The organism is Mycobacterium persicum, from assembly GCF_002086675.1.
GTDB lineage: Bacteria > Actinomycetota > Actinomycetes > Mycobacteriales > Mycobacteriaceae > Mycobacterium > Mycobacterium persicum.
Genome location: NZ_MVIF01000123.1, coordinates 1 through 15,223 on the forward strand (window position 1 = coordinate 1; position 15,223 = coordinate 15,223).

General features: G+C 63.5%; 15 protein-coding genes and 1 pseudogene. 13 read left to right on the forward strand and 3 right to left on the reverse strand.

The genetic code is table 11. The features are described from left to right. Window positions 1-130 precede the first annotated feature (130 nt). From BST40_RS24875 to BST40_RS24895, 6 genes are all read left to right on the forward strand, one after another. A complete protein-coding gene (locus tag BST40_RS24875; protein WP_244174487.1) occupies window positions 131-838 on the forward strand; it encodes a hypothetical protein in 708 nt (235 codons plus the stop codon). Continuing rightward, entirely contained in the window at window positions 838-1,674 is an 837-nt protein-coding gene (locus tag BST40_RS24880; RefSeq protein ID WP_241780330.1) for a hypothetical protein, read from the forward strand. Before BST40_RS24875 ends, BST40_RS24880 begins: the two co-directional genes overlap by 1 nt. Before the next feature lie 311 nt (window positions 1,675-1,985). After that, window positions 1,986-2,609 (forward strand): hypothetical protein, encoded by a 624-nt coding sequence (locus BST40_RS29675; RefSeq protein WP_142276804.1) that lies wholly within the window; start codon window positions 1,986-1,988, stop codon window positions 2,607-2,609. 75 nt (window positions 2,610-2,684) lie between these two features. After that, window positions 2,685-3,209 carry an Imm61 family immunity protein gene (locus BST40_RS24885; protein WP_082275626.1) on the forward strand — a complete coding sequence of 175 codons (525 nt, stop codon included), beginning with the start codon at window positions 2,685-2,687 and terminating at the stop codon, window positions 3,207-3,209. 380 nt (window positions 3,210-3,589) lie between these two features. Next, window positions 3,590-4,126 carry an Imm61 family immunity protein gene (locus tag BST40_RS24890; RefSeq protein ID WP_083156057.1) on the forward strand — a complete coding sequence of 179 codons (537 nt, stop codon included), beginning with the start codon at window positions 3,590-3,592 and terminating at the stop codon, window positions 4,124-4,126. A gap of 234 nt (window positions 4,127-4,360) precedes the next feature. Further along, entirely contained in the window at window positions 4,361-5,869 is a 1,509-nt protein-coding gene (locus tag BST40_RS24895) for a phosphoinositide-specific phospholipase C-related protein (RefSeq protein ID WP_083156059.1), read from the forward strand. Here BST40_RS24895 and BST40_RS24900 read toward each other — a convergent pair. Continuing rightward, window positions 5,808-6,224 (reverse strand): F420-dependent biliverdin reductase, encoded by a 417-nt coding sequence (locus tag BST40_RS24900; protein ID WP_162877381.1) that lies wholly within the window; start codon window positions 6,222-6,224, stop codon window positions 5,808-5,810. The genes BST40_RS24895 and BST40_RS24900 overlap by 62 nt on opposite strands. A gap of 29 nt (window positions 6,225-6,253) precedes the next feature. Between BST40_RS24900 and dprE2 the strand changes: the two genes are divergently transcribed. Genes dprE2 through BST40_RS24920 form a run of 4 tightly spaced genes read left to right on the forward strand, consistent with a single transcriptional unit; the run spans window position 6,254 to window position 9,652 of the window. Then, on the forward strand, window positions 6,254-7,003 hold the full coding sequence (dprE2, locus tag BST40_RS24905) for a decaprenylphospho-beta-D-erythro-pentofuranosid-2-ulose 2-reductase (protein ID WP_083156061.1): 750 nt from the start codon (window positions 6,254-6,256) through the stop codon (window positions 7,001-7,003). Next, window positions 7,000-8,181: a bifunctional cobalt-precorrin-7 (C(5))-methyltransferase/cobalt-precorrin-6B (C(15))-methyltransferase gene (locus BST40_RS24910; protein ID WP_075549308.1), complete on the forward strand. Its 1,182-nt coding sequence runs from the start codon at window positions 7,000-7,002 to the stop codon at window positions 8,179-8,181. The genes dprE2 and BST40_RS24910 overlap by 4 nt, the downstream gene beginning before the upstream one ends. Beyond that, on the forward strand, window positions 8,178-8,927 hold the full coding sequence (cobM, locus tag BST40_RS24915; protein ID WP_083156067.1) for a precorrin-4 C(11)-methyltransferase: 750 nt from the start codon (window positions 8,178-8,180) through the stop codon (window positions 8,925-8,927). The genes BST40_RS24910 and cobM overlap by 4 nt, the downstream gene beginning before the upstream one ends. Continuing rightward, window positions 8,924-9,652 carry a cobalt-precorrin-6A reductase gene (locus tag BST40_RS24920; protein ID WP_089025305.1) on the forward strand — a complete coding sequence of 243 codons (729 nt, stop codon included), beginning with the start codon at window positions 8,924-8,926 and terminating at the stop codon, window positions 9,650-9,652. Before cobM ends, BST40_RS24920 begins: the two co-directional genes overlap by 4 nt. Here BST40_RS24920 and sigC read toward each other — a convergent pair. Both sigC and BST40_RS32650 read right to left on the reverse strand, forming a co-directional pair. Then, a complete protein-coding gene (sigC, locus tag BST40_RS32045) occupies window positions 9,649-10,203 on the reverse strand; it encodes an RNA polymerase sigma factor SigC (RefSeq protein WP_244174488.1) in 555 nt (184 codons plus the stop codon). The two genes, BST40_RS24920 and sigC, sit on opposite strands and share 4 nt — an antisense overlap. Window positions 10,204-10,362: 159 nt before the next feature. Next, a pseudogene (locus BST40_RS32650) lies at window positions 10,363-11,103 on the reverse strand (DUF2275 domain-containing protein); the annotation flags it as partial. On the opposite strand from BST40_RS32650, the gene bla reads away from it, so the two are divergent. The 3 genes from bla to BST40_RS24940 all read left to right on the forward strand — a co-directional run. Continuing rightward, window positions 11,094-12,017, forward strand: a complete 924-nt coding sequence (bla, locus tag BST40_RS24930; RefSeq protein WP_075549300.1) for a class A beta-lactamase — start codon at window positions 11,094-11,096, stop codon at window positions 12,015-12,017. The pseudogene BST40_RS32650 and the gene bla sit on opposite strands and share 10 nt — an antisense overlap. A gap of 288 nt (window positions 12,018-12,305) precedes the next feature. Then, on the forward strand, window positions 12,306-12,737 hold the full coding sequence (locus tag BST40_RS24935; protein WP_083156063.1) for an MmpS family transport accessory protein: 432 nt from the start codon (window positions 12,306-12,308) through the stop codon (window positions 12,735-12,737). Next, window positions 12,734-15,223, forward strand: a 2,490-nt coding sequence (locus BST40_RS24940; protein WP_083156065.1) for an MMPL/RND family transporter, incomplete at its 3' end; no start/stop codon positions are given. The genes BST40_RS24935 and BST40_RS24940, both read left to right, overlap by 4 nt.

The following is a 15,223-nucleotide window of genomic DNA, read 5'->3' on the forward strand; positions in this document are numbered from 1 at the left end:
TCGGCCACCGCCACCGCGGCGGTATCGGCCAGTGTCATCGTCACGGAATCAGAATCCAGTCCTCGCCCTGCTTCTCAGCAGAAGACTCATCTACTTCAACGTCTCACACAGGTTAGACAGAGAGGGCATCGTGGCCAGCGTACAAATCTCCTTCGCAGTTAGTATTTCGGTCCAGCGTCATGCCGACGGATGCTGGCCTGAGCCAGAAGAGGAGCCGTCGTTCATGTACAGGAACCACCCTCACCGGAAGGTGACGCTGCGCCGCAGCCGGGTCAACCACATCCTCGGCCAAGTGAACCCGGACTTGGTCCGCGATACGGCCTATGGGCTGGGGCCGTACGTCAAAAACATCGCCGGGACATCGGAGGATTGCTGGGATTTAGCTGACCGCTCGACGACTTCGCCGAAAGCATGTGTGGCGCACCCCCGGTGCGGGGTCGGCCGCATCGCCGGTCCTACGATCGGCATCCTGGGCCACAACCTGGAAAACGCCGTCCTCGGTCCGACACCGACTGCGCCGGCCGAAAATCCGATACAGCCCATGTCTTTGGGTATGGCCGACCAAGAGATCCTCAACGCCATGCTCGGAACAGGACACACCGTCGCCGGACTGCCGCCCGGTTACATCGTCTATGACCACGACCACCCCAATGGTCGAATCGCGACGCCGGAAGAACTGGGTGTTACGGCCGGTCAATACAACAGCGTGATTGGTCCCGCTTTGTCGCAGTCGCTGGAACCCAGGCCGCCCAGCGAGCGCTTCTCCCCGGATGTGAAGTTGGTCAGCCGCTACGACGATATTGTTGGTGTTCCGCACCCCCATCAGCGCAGGAAGTGATGCGAATCCGTCCCGAGTTGCGAACAATCGCAGCGTTGTTGACAGTTGGTGTGCTGTTGGTCGGCGGATGCGGTTCGGGTGGGCGCTCGGCTCAAGGTTCGACCAGTACGTCTGCGGCGCCGCCGGCGGGCTGGCCTGCGGCGCTGGACAATTTCACCATGGTGTGGACGGCTGAACCCGGTATCGACGTGACCGCGTGGCCTGCGGTGGTGGTGCGCGCCTACACCGAGTCGTACACGCTGGCCTCCGCTACACGCGATGACAAGTATCTGTATCCGGGATTTCGGCAGTCGGTTGATCCCAACAGGTCCATCGACGATCCGATCGGCACACAGTTTTTGTGGCCACAGACCGACGGTCGGCCGGACCCGCCGTGGTTGGGCACGCAGCAGGACCATATCTTGTCTGTGACAACCTCCGGTCGTGACGTCACAGTCATTGTCTGCGAATACATGTTCGGCGCTGCCGAACAATCTGACCAAGGATGGGTCCGCCCGCATGTTGCAGGGCCGTCCCCATATACAGGTATCGCGGCGATGCGGATCACCATGACCGCTCCTGCCAAGCCGGGGCCGCCGCTGCCCGCCCAGCAGGGGCCAGCGCGCGCGCCATCGGTCGATGTTTTCGTCGGTTGGAGGATCACCAGCCATCAGGGCGGGTATTTCGCCCGATCTGGAGGTTGGTCGGAATGGCCCGATGCTGTCGAAAACGAAGATACCTGTGTCGCGAAGGCACCCCCCCACCGGGACTTGGTACCCGGGCAGGAATATGTCCGGTCGTTCTTCCCGACCCTGCCGGCGTCTCCTGGTTGGCCCTCGCCAAGCGCGAACGCATGAGAAAGGCAAGCGCCGCAGCGTTATTGGTAGCGGCGTCAATCATCCTGACCGTGTGCTTGGCACCCGTCGGGTGTGAGTCGAATGTCGGCGAGAAGGCTTCGGGCACAACGTCGTCGAGTGCTAAGTCCTCCGCATCATTTGCCCCGCCGGATGGCTGGGTGGTATTGCATGGACCTGCGAAGGCGGCATTTGGGCAGCCTGGCGGCGCGGAGCAATGGTTAGTTGTCAATGAACTTACGGGAAAGAACATCCCTGTCGAGGTTTTGAACCCAACCGGCATAATTACCGACCTTACGCAGTAGGGAGCGCAGATGTACGTTGGTGTCCATGGAGCAAGCACCTCGGGCGATGCCGGCTTCCACGAAGTCGCCGAGCGCTACGAGACCTGGCGAGATCGTTGGGTTTCAGCGGTCGGCAAAGACCCGTCGCGAAATGTGCCGGAGTTGTTGGACGGGAGCCTTTGGTTTCGTAATGGCTACCCATATCCAGATTGGACGGCCGAGGTCATCAGGCCCTCTCAATTTGGATATCTTGTCTTGAGCGCGACTACTGAGAGAAGAAGCTCACCCTATATAGCTGTAGAGGCGGTATTCTCACGCCTTGAGGACGCGGGAAAGCATGTACTTACATTGATCGGTGATATGCTACGCTTGGAATGGAAACTCGAACCGGTATATCGTCAATGGCAGCGATTCGGCATAAGCGCCGCATTACAAAAGAGCGTCGCAGACCAACAGGTCGTGGAATTTATTGCTACATATAACGGCGTTTCGCGGGATGTGGTAGAGCGGCTTATGCACAAGTATTCGGTAAGAGCCATGCCCAGCTCCTACGCGCACCTCTCTAGCTCGGACGAACCGACCAGTCGAGTGCTAACCATGTCATATGACGAGCTTGATGCCACACTCGCCGAGGGTCTTAATGTCACCGGATAAGACTGCTGCGTTCCCAGCTTTTGTCCTTGCCGTGCGAACAGAAGAAGAGTTAGCTGGTCAAGGAGTATTGCAGTAATGACAACCACGGTGGACCTCTCGCTCGACCTGTATAACTGGATTCGGTCAGCAGGTTTAGATATGACTCAGGGCTCGCAGACGGACGATGGCCGTACGGTTATTTGGAATAAAGGTGGTGAAGTACGCTACTTTGTGAGCTATGCCGATGGCTACTATACAATGACGGCATCTAATCGTATGGGGCCGGAGAGTTTCCACCTCAGTAGCTCGACGATGCCCATACTTGAAAAGTACCTATACGGTCGTTTCGGGAACTCGATCCGAAAGCGGAACGGTTTAGGCTGGGTCCGCAAGCCGTGTGCCATTGATGAACTCCAGCAAGCGTATACTATCGGTAAAGTAACTCTCTATGTTCGCGAACGTGATGCCTTAGTTGATGAATCCGGAACTGTGCTTGCAATCGGCGAGATATCCCGGTTAGTTGAATTGTCGCATTATCTAGACGCTCCGGTCTCCGCGATAAAGGATTCGTTTGTCAATTCACAGGCGAAGCCATTATTTTCGCCATTGGGCGAGCGGTAGACGTCGCAGTATAACGATTTATTGCTGATCGAGATGAGGTCGCGGAGTGCCATGTGTGCCAGTGCTCAGCCCAGAAGCCGGGTACGGTGAGGGCTGTTTCCGACGCAGATGGAAGCCAAGTTTTGCGGCAGGCAATTCGGCCGGATTGGGAACGTGGACGGGAAGTATCTGGCGATCATGGCAGACGGTGTGCCGGCATCCTGAGAGGCGCGAGCACTGCACGTCAATAGCTTACGTGAGCCGTGTAGCGCATATGAGTTCGATCATTTCCCTGCCGGCTGGCATGTCGAAGTGTGGAGGAGGGTCGATACAGGTTCGGATATTCGACAGCGAAGGTAGGCGCTGAGTGTGGAAGAGCTACTTGACCCTGGTGTATTGCGATGAATACACACATAGAAATCTCCGCAAGGCTTGAGGAATGGGGAAATATTGCTGGATATACGCTGACGCCTGGATCCCGCAGTGGAGATGGACGCGCAATATTCTGGGCATCGTTGGGTGAAATCCGACTCTTCATTGGGGCGAATGACCATGGCTGGTTTATCGTCACGGACTCTGACCGCATGGGCGCAGAACACTTTGTATTGGCTACCCGGTCGATGGATACCATTGAAAAGTACCTTTTTGGTCGATTCTGTCCTGGTATTCGACGAAAGCACGAATTGCCGCGTTTGAAAATGCCGGTTTTGCGGGAGCAGCTACCCCCTAACTTGTATATCGATATCCGGGACTTTGAAGGGGTTGAGCGGCTAACTTTGATCTCTTCCGACGGTTCGGCGGTCGCTGTCAGCAGTTCTGATTCAGTGACGGGAACAGCGGAACTTGTCAAGCTATCATTCTTTTTAAATGCATCAATTGATGAGATCGTCGCATCCTGCTTTGATCGGAATGGAAGGCCGTTGTTTCGAGATCGATAGCCGAGCACCCGCTCTGCTCCTGCTCCGTCGTCAGCGTGGTGTTCTTGGTTACGGACGAAATGAACTTCGGCAAGGTTGGAACCCGTCGGACGCGCTGGGTATATCCGTCAAGCAATCGGACAGCCCGGCAGGTGCTCGCCCCCCGTAACCACCGCCCACCCCCCCACCCCGCAAATACAACACTTCGACAACAACTCTCGCCAGCAGCGACGTCGAAGTGCCAAAGTACCGCGCATGCCCGGCACCCGATGGCTGCAGACAGCCGCCGTCGTCGGCGTGACCAGCCTGCTATTAATCACCCCCGCACCGGTGGCCGCCGACCCTCCGGAGCAAACCTCGCCCACAGCACCCTGCGACGCCATCAGCCCCATCGCCATTCCCTGCGTGGCACTCAACAAGTTCGCCGACGCCGTCGCCGCGGAATGTCGCCGGGTCGGCGTCGCGGACACACACTGCGCACTCCCGCTCGCCCATAATGTCACCCAAGCCGCGCGCGACGCCTACCTGCGATCGTGGGTGCACCGCACGGCGCAATTCCAGTACGCGCTTGGAGACCCGTTGCCGATCAGCCAATCTCAGTGGTTGGGCACCCACAATTCGTTCAACAGCCTCAGCGACTCGTTCACCCTCTCGCACGCCGACTCGAATCAACAGCTGTCGCTGACCCAACAGCTCGACATCGATGTCCGTGGCCTCGAACTCGACTTGCATTACATCCCAAGGCTGGAACTCCTCGGTAAGCGGGAAGTCACGGTCTGTCACGGTCTGGGACCCACGAATGGCAACCTGGGCTGCACCAACGAGCCGCCGTTCGCCGCGGTGCTCCCACAGATCAAGAACTGGCTCAACACCCCCGGTCACACCGACGAGGTCATCCTGCTCTACCTCGAAGACGAGCTGCAGGACGCTGCGGCATACTCATCATCACTCGCCATCCTTGAAGACACCCTTCGGCGTCCGGACGGAACGAGCCTGATCTATCACCCCGACCAGGCTGGCCGCGCCGCGAACGGCTGCGTCCCGCTCCCGCTACAGACGTCACGCAACGACGTCCGCGCCGCGGGCGCACAAGTCGTACTGGTCAGTTCCTGCATACAAAGCTGGTCAAATGACGTCTTCACCTGGAAGGGCCGGGAGCTGGAGAGCGGCTCGACGTCGAGGTACCAGCCATACCCCAGCTGCGACGCCAGCTATGACAGCGACATGTATGCGACCAGGCTCGTTCGTTATTACGAGGACTCCACGTTGGTGTCGGCCCTGACCAATCCCACCCGGCCCCCGGCGAATCCGGCGGCGCTGACACCGTCGAAGGTGCAGGCGATGACCGACTGCGGTGTGAACCTGTTCGGCTTCGACCAGTTGCTCCCTGAAGACGGGCGTATCCAGGCCACGCTGTGGAGCTGGGCGCCCGACGAACCGCGTGCGAGCGCCGGAAGCTGTACCCTCCAAGCGGTCAACGGTCGCTGGGTGGCCGCGCCGTGCGAAGCCCCGCACCCCGCCGCCTGCCTCGACGCCGCGGGCACCTGGACATTGACGCCAAATCGGGTGATATTCGACCAGGCGCCGTTAGCCTGTGCGGCCGTCAACGCAGACTTCGCCCTGCCGCGAACGGGAAACCAGAACGCCCGGCTACACGCGGTGGCCGGACCCTCCGGCGGCGCATGGGTGCGCTACCTAGCGGCTACTCCACCCGGTCCAGCAGCGACGACGACCCCAACACCCGCTCCACGAGAACTTCGATGACCACCCGTCGCGGATTGGCCCGCGGGGTCCGGTAGCGCTGGGCATAGCGCAGTTCGGCATCACGGACGGCATCGATGTCGCGATTCACCGAGGCCTTGCCTTCCAGCGACAGCCAGCGCGCACCATCCACCTGGCTCAGCACCGCGATCCCGCCGCGCTCGGCGTTGACCGCCTTCTGCGAGCCGCCGGTGGTGATCACCCGAGCGATATGCGTCGTGGGATCGAAGGTGAAACCCACCGCCACCACGTGGGGCGAATTGTCGGCCCGCAGCGTGGTCAGCATGGCAAGGTGGCGTTCGGTGAGAAACGCCATCGCGTCGTCGGTGAGCCGCGTAGTGGTCTTGGCCATCGCCACCCACGCTAGCGCAGGTGATAATCGCAGCCGTGGACGACACGGGCGCAGCTCCGGTGGTAATTTTCGGCGGCCGCAGCGAGATCGGCACCGAACTCGCGCGCCGCCTGGCCCCCGGGGCGACGGTGATACTGGCCGCCCGCCGGGCCGACCAGCTCACCGAGCAAGTCACCGCGATCAAGGCGGCAGGGGCGACAGCCGTCCACACCACCGAATTCGACGCCGACGACCTCGCCACCCACGGCCCGCTGATCGCGGCGATCACGGCCGAGCACGGGCCCATCGGCACCGCGGTGCTGGCCTTCGGCATCCTGGGGGAGCAGACCCGGGCCGAAACCGACGCCGAGCATGCGATCGCCATCGTGCACACCGACTACGTCGCCCAGGTCAGCTTGCTCACCCAGCTGGCCGCCACGATGCGAACGGCCGGCACCGGAACACTGGTGGTGTTCTCCTCGGTCGCCGGAATACGCGTGCGCCGCGCCAACTACGTCTACGGGTCGGCCAAGGCCGGCTTGGACGGCTTCGCCAGCGGGTTGGCCGACGCGCTGCACGGCAGCGGAGTGCGGTTGCTGATCGTGCGGCCGGGATTCGTGATCGGACGCATGACGACGGGCATGACGCCCGCGCCGCTGTCCAGCACCCCGGCGCAAGTGGCCGAGGCCACCGCGCGTGCCCTGGCCAAGGGCCGGCGCATCGTCTGGGTTCCGTGGGCACTGCGGCCGATGTTCTTCGCGCTGCGGCTGCTGCCGCAGTTCGTGTGGCGCAGGATGCCGCGATGATCATCGTGGTCGGTATCGGCGCCGACGGCATGCCGGGTCTTTCGGAGCAGGCGCGCCACGAATTGCAAAGGGCGACAGTCATTTACGGCTCCAAACGGCAACTCGACTTGCTCGACGCCACGGTAACCGCCGCGAGACGTGAGTGGCCGTCGCCCATGCTGCCCGCACTGAAACAATTACCGGCACACGACCCCGATGTCCACGTCGTCGCCAGCGGCGACCCGCTGATGCACGGTATCGGCGGCACCCTGATCCGGTTGTTCGGCGCCGACGCAGTCAGCGTGGTGCCGCATGTGTCGGCGGTGACGTTGGCGTGCGCCCGAATGGGTTGGAACGTCCACGACACCGAGGTGATCAGCCTGGTCACCGCGGCACCGCACACGGCGATACGCCGCGGCGGTCAGGCGATCGTTCTCTCGAAGGACCAGGCCACCCCGAAGGAGCTGGCCGCGTTGCTCGACGAGACCGGCCGCGGCGACTCGGAATTCAGTGTTCTCGAACAGCTCGGCGGGCCGGACGAACGCGACCGCCACGGCACCGCCCACCAGTGGGCCAGCGAAACCGCATGCGACATCGACGATCTCAACGTGATCGCCATCCGCTACCTGCCCGACGAGCGCATCTCGTCGCTGCCCGACGACGCGTTCATCCACGACGGCCAGATCACCAAACACGGCATCCGGGCCGTTACCTTGGCCGCACTGGCACCCCGGCCGGGACAGCTGCTGTGGGACGTCGGCGCCGGCTCGGGCAGCATCGCCGTCGAATGGTGCCGCAGCGCGCCGGGCTGCACCGCGGTGGCGTTCGAGCGCGACGAACGGCGCCGCCGCAACATCGAACGGAACGCCACGGCCTTCGGCGTCGACGTCGAGGTGCGCGCCCAGGCGCCCGACCAGTTCGAGGATGCCGCAACACCGGCGACGATCTTCATCGGCGGCGGCCTGACCCAACCTGGCCTCCTCGACGCCTGCCTCGCCAGCCTGCCGACAACCGGGCGACTGGTCGCCAACGCGGTCACAGTAGAGTCAGAAGCCATACTGGCACAGGCCTATTCGCACTACGGCGGGGACCTGCGACGCTTCCAGCACTACCACGGCGAGCTGCTGGGCGGCTTCACCGGCTGGCACCCGCAGCGCCCGGTGACGCAATGGACGGTGACCAAGGTGACCAAGCGATGACCGTCTATTTCATCGGCGCCGGACCGGGTGCCGCGGACCTGATCACCGTCCGCGGTCAGCGGCTCCTCCAACGATGCCCGGTATGCCTGTACGCGGGCTCCATCATGCCGAAAGACTTACTCGCGCACTGCCCGCCGGACGCGAAGATCGTCGACACCGGAGCGCTGACGCTGGAACAGATCGTCGCCGAACTCGCCGACGCCGACGCCGCCGGCCACGACGTGGCCCGGCTGCACTCGGGCGACCCGTCGCTGTACAGCGCGCTCGCCGAACAGTGCCGCCGGCTCGACGCGCTGGGCATCGGCTACGAAATCGTTCCTGGGGTACCGGCTTTCGCCGCGGCCGCCGCCGCTTTGAAACGCGAGCTCACCGTCCCCGGCGTGGCGCAGACCGTGACGCTGAGCCGAATCGCCACCCTGTCTACACCGATGCCGCCCGGCGAGGACCTGGCAACCCTGGCCAAGTGCGGCGGCACCCTGGTTCTGCACTTGGCCGCCGCGCAGATCGACAAGATCGTCCCGGAGCTGCTATCCGGCGGCTACCGCCCCGAAACGCCTACCGCCGTCGTTGCTTTCGCAAGCTGGCCACAGCAGTGTGTGCTGCGCGGCACGCTGGCCGGTATCGCCGTACAACTGCACGACGCGGGCATCACCAAAACCGCCGTCATCATCGTCGGCGACGTGCTGGCGGCCGAAGGCTTCACCGACAGCTACCTTTATTCGGCCGCACGTCGGGAGGCGCATTGACACGACTGCTGCTGCTCGGCGGCACCGCCGAGGGACGGGCTCTGGCCAGACGACTGCACCCGCACGTCGACATCGTCAGCTCGCTGGCCGGCCGGGTGCCCGACCCCGCGCTGCCGGTCGGCCCGGTGCGCATCGGCGGGTTCGGCGGCGTCGACGGCCTGCGGCGCTGGCTGGTCGACGAACACATCGACGCCGTCATCGACGCCACCCACCCGTTCGCGGCGACCATCACCGCGCACGCCGCGCAGGTCTGCGGTGAACTGCAAAGGCCCTATCTGGTGCTGGCCCGCCCGCCGTGGGACCACGGCGACGCGATCGTCGTTACATCCGATACGCAGGCCGCCGAAGCCGTTGCCCGGCAACAGTTTCAACGCATCTTTCTGACCACGGGCCGCTCGGGCGTCGTGGCCTTCGCCGACAGTCCCGCGTGGTTTCTGATCCGCACGGTCACCGCGCCTGACGACACCGTGTTGCCGCGTCGCCACCAGCTGGTGCTGTCCCGCGGCCCGTATCACTACGACGACGAAGTCCGGCTCCTAAGCCAACACCACATCGACGCGCTGGTCACCAAGAACAGCGGCGGCGACATGACCAGGGCCAAGCTGGATGCCGCTGCGGCCCTTGCTATTCCGGTGGTGATGGTGGCACGTCCGCCGCTGCCCGCCGGCGTCACGACTGTGAGCACCGTGGCGGAAGCCGCCGCCTGGGTCGACCGCCTGAGCTAACCGGTCAGTTCGTCGCGGTCGGTATCGGCCAGCAGTGCATCGCGCGCCCGGGCCACACGGGACCGGATGGTGCCGACCGGGCAGCCGCACACCGCCGCGGCATCGGCGTAGGACAACCCGAGCAACTGCGTGAGCAACAGCGCCTCGCGCTGGTCGGCGGTGAGCTGGGCGATCATCGTGGTCACCTCGACGAGTTCCTCGAAACCGCGGGCGTGACCGTGGCGGTCGAGCACACTCTCGGGATCGGCGCCGTGGGCGGTGCGGGGCCGTGACCGGAGATAACGGATGTGATCGGCCACCACCCGTCGGGCGATCGACAGCAACCAGGTTCGGGCGCTGGAGCGCGCCGAGAACCGGTGGATGGAGCCGATCGCGCGCAGGAAGGTTTCCTGGGTCAGATCATCGGCACTGCCCGCATCCGACAGGTAGGTCACGAACCGCCACACGTCTTGCTGGGTGGCTTTGATGAACGCCTCGAGCGCCCGCGCGTTGCCCGTTGCAGCCGCCAGGGCCAGTTCGGTGACGGCCTCGTCGTCGGTTGCCGCGGTCATGGGCATCCACCTTAAACGGCAAGGCTCTAAGTGCTTACGACCGGTTGTCGTAGAGCGGTTGATCGGCCGCAGATGCCCGTGGCGACGACCGTGCGCCAGCGCCGCGGGCCGGACAGCCGGCGCTGGTTCGGCCTCGGTCGGTTGTGACGCCGCCGCCCCGCTACGGTCTCGCGCTACCAGTAACGCGAACACCGTGCCCGCAAGCACCGGCACGTGGCTGGCGATGCGCGCCGCGGTCACCTCGCCGCGCCAGGCGTCGACGGCCACGTAACCCACCAGCGCCAACGAGTACGTGCCGGCAATGGCGGCCACACCCAGTGCCGCGCCGCTCCACACGCCGGCCACGATCATGGCCAGCCCCAGAGCCAGCAACCAGGCAGTGGATTCGTGCAGCAGGTGCTCGCCGTGCATCATCGCGTCGGGCTTATGGCGAGGCATGATGCCGAAATCGATGCCGCTGATCTGTGCAGCCGCAATCGCGATCTGGAACACACCCACCGCGATCAGGCACCACTTCCAGTGATCTGGGCCGACACGATGCAGCCACCGGCGATGGCGCGGGGTGGGCGCAACGCCGGCGCTGGCCATGATTCGGTCGGCCAGGTCCGGTCCGCGGCGGGCATCGACTGCGGCGAACCGGCGACTCTGCGCCGCCGCGCCGATGAGCCAGGCGCGGCACCGACGGCACGATTCCAAGTGGGCATCGACCTGCTGGGCCAGCATCTGCGGACGTTCACCGTCCAGTCGCGCCGATAGTTCCTCACGCGCAACGTCACACCGCATGCCTGCATCGTTGCGCATGGCCGCTTCAGACGCAAAGACCGAAAGTGGAGCGATCGATGCCACACGGCCTCCGCTTCCAACGGGACCGTGACAGACTCTGTCGCGACATGAACGCATCGAGTCCACGACCGGCGCTGCCGCGCCGTGCCTTACTACTGGCCATAGCCGCGTCTGTTCCGCTCGCCGGTTGTGCCCGCGGCGGCAGTGGCGAGCATCCCGCCTCGACCGCGGCAGCGCCGGCACCGGATGTGCAGAGTCGCTTTGCCGAACTCGAACACACGTATGCGGCCCGGCTGGGCGTATACGTGCCGGCATCCGGCACGACGGCGGCAATCGCCTACCGCGCCGACGAGCGGTTCGCCTTCTGCTCGACATTCAAGGGGCTGCTCGTGGCGGCGGTGCTGCATCAGTACCCGCTCAGCCACTTGGACAAGGTGGTCACATACACCAGCGCTGACATCCGCTCAACCTCGCCGATCACCCAGCAGCACATCGCGACCGGGATGAGCATCGGTCAGCTCTGCGATGCGGCGATCCGCTACAGCGACGGCACGGCCGCCAATTTGTTGCTGGCCGAGATCGGCGGAACTACGGCGTTTACCGGTTATCTGCGCAGCCTGGGCGACTCGGTGAGCCGGCTGGACCAAGAGGAACCGGAGTTGAACCGCGACCCTCCCGGCGACGAGCGTGACACCACCACTCCCCACGCGATCGCGCTCGACTATCAGCAGCTTGTTCTCGGCGACGCGTTGCCGGCCGACAAACGGGCGATGCTCACCGACTGGATGGCGCGCAACACCACCGGAGCCAAACGGATCCGGGCGGGGTTTCCCGCCGACTGGAAAGTGATCGACAAGACCGGTTCAGGCGACTACGGCCGGGCCAACGATGTGGCAGTGGTGTGGTCGCCCACAGGCGTGCCGCACGTGGTGGCGATCTTGTCGGACCGTGCCGGCGGCGGGTATGACGCCGAACCGAGTGAGGCGCTGGTCGCGGATGCGGCCAGGTGCGTCGCTCAGCTGCTCGGGTAGCGCGAATATCGGTCGTCGGCGCCATCTGCCCGGATCGCGGCATCGCCTCGACGAGTGGGGATTTGGGTTTAACCACCGGCGATCGAGGTAACCAGCACCGGCGTCGTGGTCGGCGCGCCGCCGACAGGCGCCCCAAAATACCGTAGGGGGTATGTTATATAGTGACAATCAACCGCAGTCCGTGTGGCTAACGACCACCGCCCCCGGGCCGAACGGCCCTAGTCAGGGCGGCGGCGAGGGCGTGGACTACGTACCAACCGACAACGCGATGAGCGGAGGGGAACGTCAGTGCTCACCTTTCTCAAGCGAGGTTGGATACCGCTCGTTGTCGTCATCGCACTTGCCGCCGGGGGGATAGCCGTGGACAGGCTCCGCGGCGTCTTCGGCTCCGACCCGATCTTTACCTGGACGGGCGCCAACTCTGGCGTGATCGAGTCGATCAATACCAAACGGGTGACCTATGAGGTGTTCGGGCCCGCCGGCACAGCCGGAAGCGTGAGCTACCTGAACAAAGAGACCCAGCCTGAGCAGGCGAACTTCACCAACCTGCCCTGGACGTACACGATGACGACGACGTTGCCGGCCGTTATCGCCAACGTTGTGGCGCAAGGCAACAGCGACAGCATCGGGTGTCGCATCACCGTGAACGGTGCCGTCAAGGACGAACAATCGGCCAGCGGGCACCACGCGCAAGCCTTCTGCCTGGTGAAGGCCGCATGAACGCCCACGACGACACCCGCCCGAGATTCATGCGGGCGGTCCGCACGTTCGCTGTCCCGATCATCGTCGCCTGGCTGCTGCTGACGATCGCGGTGAACGTTCTGGTGCCCTGGATCGAATTCGTCGCGAGATCACACGCGGTGACGATGTCGCCGCAAGATGCGCCGGCGATGATCGCCGCCAAACACATGGGCAAGAAATTCCAGGAATTCGATTCCGACAGCATCGTGATGCTTGTCCTGGAAAGCGATAAACCGCTCGGCGAAGAAGCGCATCGCTATTACGACGGCCTGGTGAAAAAGCTGCGGGCGGACCGCAAACACGTGCAGCATCTCCAGGATTTGTGGGGAGACCCCGTCACCGCCGCAGGTGCTCAGAGCACTGACGGCAAAGCCGCATATGCGCAGATCAACACCGCCGGCGACCAGGGCAGCACCTTGGGCAACGAGTCCGTCGACGCGGTTCGCAAGATCGTCGACGATTCGAAACCGCCCGCAGGAATCAAGGCCTACGTCACCGGTCCGGCGGCGCTCACCACCGACATGACCGAGGCCGCCGACAAAAGCATGTTCAAAATGATGGGCGTGACGGGCGTGGTCATCATGATCATGCTCGCGATCGTCTATCGTTCCGTCAGCACCGTGCTGCTCGTGCTCTTTATGGTCTTCCTCGAGATGCTGACGGCCAGGGGAGTCATTGCGATTCTCGGCTACAACGACCTGTTGGGCTTTTCGACGTTCGTCGTCGCCATGTTGTCGTCGTTGGCTATTGCGGCGGGAACAGATTACGCGATCTTCCTCATCGGGCGTTATCAGGAGGCGCGTCAGGCCGGTGAGGATCGGGAAACCGCCTATTACACGATGTTCCGCGGCACCTACCACGTCATCTTGGGCTCGGGGCTGACGATTGCCGGGGCGAGTTTCTGCCTGCATTTTGCGCGGCTGGCCTATTTCAAGGCGCTGGGAATTCCTTCCGCGCTGGGATTGCTCATCGTGATCGCCGGCGCGTTGACGGTGGCGCCGGCCGTCGTCGTGGTGGCCAGCCGGTTCGGTTTGCTGGATCCCAAACGGATGATCAAGGTTCGCGGGTGGCGGCGGATCGGCACCGCCACCGTCCGCTGGCCCGGGCCGATCTTCGTGGCCTCACTGCTCATCGCGCTGGTGGGCATGCTCGTGGTGCCGGGCATGAAAATCAGCTACAACGATCGCTACTACATACCGCCGCATCTGCCGTCGAATATCGGATACGCCGCGGCCGAGCGCCATTTCAGCCCCTCCAGAATGAATCCCGACATTCTCATGGTCGAGGCCGATCACGACATGCGCAATTCGAGCGACATGATCATCCTGGACCGCATCGCCAAGAACATCTTCCGTACCCCGGGCATCGAGAGAATACAAAGCATTACCAGGCCGCTGGGAAGCCCCATCGAACACACGTCGATCCCGTTTCAGATCAGCATGCAAGCCATTCCGATCCAAGAGAATCTGCGATTCATGAGGGACCGGATGGCCGATATGCTCAAGATGAGCGACGACCTCGGCGCCATGGTCGGCTCGATGGAACGCATGTATGGCTTGCTGGGGCAGCTGAGCAGCACGACTCATCGCATGGTCGGTGACATGAACGACATGAGGGCCACGCTGGACGAGATGCGGGACCATCTGGCCGACTTCGACGATTTCGCGCGGCCGCTGCGCGGCTATTTGTATTGGGAGCAGCACTGTTTCAACATTCCGGTGTGTTGGGCGACGAAGTCGGTATTCGAGGCGATCGACGGCGTGGACAAGTTCAGCGAGAACATGCAAACACTGCTCAAAGACATGAACAATGTCGACGCATTACTACCGCAACTGCTCGCGGAGTTCCCGCCCATCATCGCCGTCGCAAAATCCATGCAGGGAACCCTGCTGACCTTGCACAGCAGCTTCTCCGGATTGGTCACGCAAATGTCGCGGATGACCGACACCGCAAGCGCGATGGGTCAGGCGTTCGACTCCTCGAAGGCCGACGACTACTTCTATCTGCCGCCGGAAGCGTTCGACAATCCCGACTTCCAGCGCGGCCTGAAACTCTTCCTGTCGCCGGACGGTAAGGCGGCGCGGTTCATCATCACCCACGACGCGGACCCGGCGACTCCCAAGGGGATTGCGGCCGTCAAGCCGGAACTCAACGCCGCGCACGAAGCCGTAAAGGGCACACCGCTGGCCAACGCCAAGTTCTACCTCACCGGCACGGCGGCGGTCTACAACGATATCCAAACCGGCTCGAAGTACGACCTCTTGATCGTCGGAATCGCCGCTCTGACACTGATATTCGTGGTGATGGTGATCATCACCCGGGCGCTGGTCGCCTCCCTGGTGATCGTCGGCACGGTGCTGATCTCGCTGGGCGCCGCCTTCGGGCTGGCCGTGCGGGGCGGGCCACCCCTCGGCGGTCTGGAGCGGAACTGGCGCGCGCCGGGGTGCGGGCGGCGCGGGCTGTGG

Excerpts from the sequence above, each read along its gene's own strand:
- cobM (WP_083156067.1), top strand. The coding sequence starts at position 8,178 with ATGACCGTCTATTTCATCGGCGCCGGACCGGGTGCCGCGGACCTGATC.
- BST40_RS24880 (WP_241780330.1), top strand. The coding sequence starts at position 838 with ATGCGAATCCGTCCCGAGTTGCGAACAATCGCAGCGTTGTTGACAGTT.
- bla (WP_075549300.1), top strand. The coding sequence starts at position 11,094 with ATGAACGCATCGAGTCCACGACCGGCGCTGCCGCGCCGTGCCTTACTA.
- BST40_RS24890 (WP_083156057.1), top strand. The coding sequence starts at position 3,590 with ATGAATACACACATAGAAATCTCCGCAAGGCTTGAGGAATGGGGAAAT.
- BST40_RS24910 (WP_075549308.1), top strand. The coding sequence starts at position 7,000 with ATGATCATCGTGGTCGGTATCGGCGCCGACGGCATGCCGGGTCTTTCG.
- sigC (WP_244174488.1), bottom strand. The coding sequence starts at position 10,203 with ATGACCGCGGCAACCGACGACGAGGCCGTCACCGAACTGGCCCTGGCG.
- BST40_RS24885 (WP_082275626.1), top strand. The coding sequence starts at position 2,685 with ATGACAACCACGGTGGACCTCTCGCTCGACCTGTATAACTGGATTCGG.
- BST40_RS24895 (WP_083156059.1), top strand. The coding sequence starts at position 4,361 with ATGCCCGGCACCCGATGGCTGCAGACAGCCGCCGTCGTCGGCGTGACC.
- BST40_RS29675 (WP_142276804.1), top strand. The coding sequence starts at position 1,986 with ATGTACGTTGGTGTCCATGGAGCAAGCACCTCGGGCGATGCCGGCTTC.